The organism is Actinomadura sp. 9N407, from assembly GCF_044326315.1.
Lineage (GTDB): Bacteria > Actinomycetota > Actinomycetes > Streptosporangiales > Streptosporangiaceae > Spirillospora.
The window spans coordinates 1-2,395 of the sequence record NZ_JBIRAW010000071.1 but is presented as its reverse complement, the minus strand read 5'-3'; the positions used below and the strand labels follow the sequence as shown (position 1 = coordinate 2,395).

At 69.3% G+C, this 2,395-nt stretch carries 2 protein-coding genes and 1 pseudogene; 1 reads left to right on the top strand and 2 read right to left on the bottom strand.

Features of this window, described 5'->3' with window-relative positions:
• Nucleotides 1-240: 240 nt before the first annotated feature.
• Both murA and ACH34Q_RS46890 read right to left on the bottom strand, forming a co-directional pair.
• Nucleotides 241-1,542, bottom strand: coding sequence for a UDP-N-acetylglucosamine 1-carboxyvinyltransferase (gene murA / locus ACH34Q_RS46895; RefSeq protein WP_395989758.1), 1,302 nt, complete (start codon nucleotides 1,540-1,542; stop codon nucleotides 241-243).
• A 265-nt stretch (nucleotides 1,543-1,807) separates the two neighbouring features.
• Nucleotides 1,808-1,966 (bottom strand): annotated as a pseudogene (locus tag ACH34Q_RS46890) (ATP-binding protein); the annotation flags it as partial.
• Between ACH34Q_RS46890 and ACH34Q_RS46885 the strand changes: the two are divergent.
• On the top strand, nucleotides 1,957-2,395 hold a 439-nt coding region (locus ACH34Q_RS46885), incomplete at its 3' end, for a DUF523 domain-containing protein (protein ID WP_395989757.1). The pseudogene ACH34Q_RS46890 and the gene ACH34Q_RS46885 overlap by 10 nt on opposite strands.

Here is a 2,395-nt window from a genome sequence, read left to right as displayed (position 1 = left end):
CACCCAACACGACCTGGACGAGGTCGCCCGCGAACTCAACGCACGACCCCGCCAGACCCTGGACTGGAAAACCCCAGCCCAAGCCCTCAACCAATTCCTCGTTGCAACAGCCGCTTGACATCGCCCGGCGTTCTCAGGCGAACACGCCACGAGTCAACACCCCGGGCACCAGGCAACACGGGCGCACTCGCGGCACGGTGGCACTGGAAGTGGGAGCCACGGTCAGCGAGGACCCCGCCTTCAGCGAGGGTGCAGGGTCAGACCGAGGTTCTGGAACTGCTCGACCGGCCGGTGGTAGCCGCGCTCGATGTGGTGGACGCCCCGGAGCGTCGAGGGCCCCTCGGCGACGGCGGCGGCCAGAACGGCGGAGAAGCCCGCCCTGATGTCGGGCATGGTCACGTCACCACCCCGGAGCTTGGACACTCCCCGTACCACCGCCGAATGCAGGGCACTGGTGTCGTGGTAACGGCAGGCCGGGCCGCCCAGGCAGGTGTCGTACACCTCGATCTCCGCGCCCATGCTCTTCAGCGCCGGCACGTACGCCAGCCGGTTCTCGTAGACGGTCTCGTGCAGCACCGACATACCGTCCGCCTGCGTGAACAGGACCATCAACGGGGTCTGCCAGTCGGTGGCGAACCCGGGATGGGTGTCGGTCTGCACCGCCGCCGGACGCAGCCCCTCCGGAGCCGAGGCCATGATCCAGTCATCGGTGATCGTGAACCTGGCCCCCATCCGGGCCAGCGTGGTGATCGCGGTCACCAGCCGGTCCTGCGGGCAGCCGTGTACCCGTACCTCGCCACGCGTCACCAGCCCGGCGACCAGGTACGAGAACGCCTCGATACGGTCCCCCGCCAGCGTGGTCTCCGCACCGCCCAGCCGCTCGACGCCCTCGACCACGATGCGACGATCGGGACTGAACGAGATCCCGGCACCCATCCGCTGCAGGAACAGCGCCAGTTCCACGATCTCCGGCTCCGTCGCCGCACCGCGGATCACGGTCTTGCCCTCGGCCAGCACGGCCGCCAGCAGCACCGTCTCGGTGGCACCCACACTGGGGTACGGAAGCTCGATCCGGGTACCCCGCAAACGCGAAGCGCGGGCGTGGATACCGTCCTCGGCGATCTCCACCTCGGCACCGAACGCGCGCAGCGCGTCCACGTGGAAGTCCACCGGACGGCGGCCGATCGGGTCGCCGCCCACCAGCGGCACGAACGCCTCGCCCGCACGGTGCAGCAACGGACCCAGCATGAGGATCGGGATCCGGTTAAGGCCGGTGAACGCCTTCGGCACATTCGGCTCCGCCACCGGACCCGGGGTCAGCGTCAACTGGTCCCCGTCACGCTCCACGGACGTCCCGAGCGCATCCAGCATCGCCGCCGTGATCTCGACCTCGCCCACGTCCGGCGCGTTACGGATGATGCTCGGGCCATCGCCCAGCATCGCCGCAACCATATGCTTACTGACCGCGTTCTTGGCACCCCGTACAGTGACATCACCGCGCAGCGGCCCGGACGGCTCGATCTCCCACACCTTGTCAGTCACCCAAGCAGCGTACTGTGCTTATGGCAGGCGCGAGCTGCGCCCGTCCTATGGCGGGCGCGAGCTGCGCTCGCCTGGCGGCGGCGCTTGTCGAGTGTCGGGACATGCCCAACCCCTCGGCGACGCGGGCCATGGACAGGTGCCGCCCGGTGGCCGGCAGCGGGGGCGTCACGTGAGCAGGCGACGGCGGTAGCCCTCGGCCACCGCCGAGGCTCGATCACGAACGCCGAGTTTGTCGTAGATGTGTTGCAGATAGGTCTTTCGCGAACCCGCGCCCATCATCCCGCACGTCCAGCAGCACCTCGGCGCCTGTGTACGACAGCGTGACACCGACGCGCGAGGCCTCCGCGTGCTTCGCCACGTTGGTCAGCGACTCCTGCGCGACCCGGAAGAGCGACACCTCGATCGCCGGGCTCAGTGGCTCTCGAACGCATTCTGGTCAGTGCCTGCCTGCTGGGACGGCCCGTCCGCTACGACGGCGCCGCCAAGCCGGTGCACGATGCCCTGATGGAACGCTGGCGCGCCGAGGGAAGGCTCGTCTCGTTCTGCCCCGAGGTATCGGGCGGCCTCTCCACCCCGCGTCCTCCCGCCGAGATCGACGGCGACGCCGCGACCATTCTGGACGCAGCAGCTGTCCTGGACGGCACGGCTGTCCTGGGGGGCACAGCTGTCCTAGAGGGCACAGCCCGCGTTCGTACCGACACCGGTGAAGACGTCACCGAGCAGTTCGTGCGGGGAGCCCGCCTGGCCCTCGAAGCCGCCGAACGCGCCGGCGCCCGGATGGCCGTCCTCAAGGAGGGCAGCCCCTCCTGTGCCAAGCACCGCCTCTACGACGGCACCTTCTCCGGCACCAGAA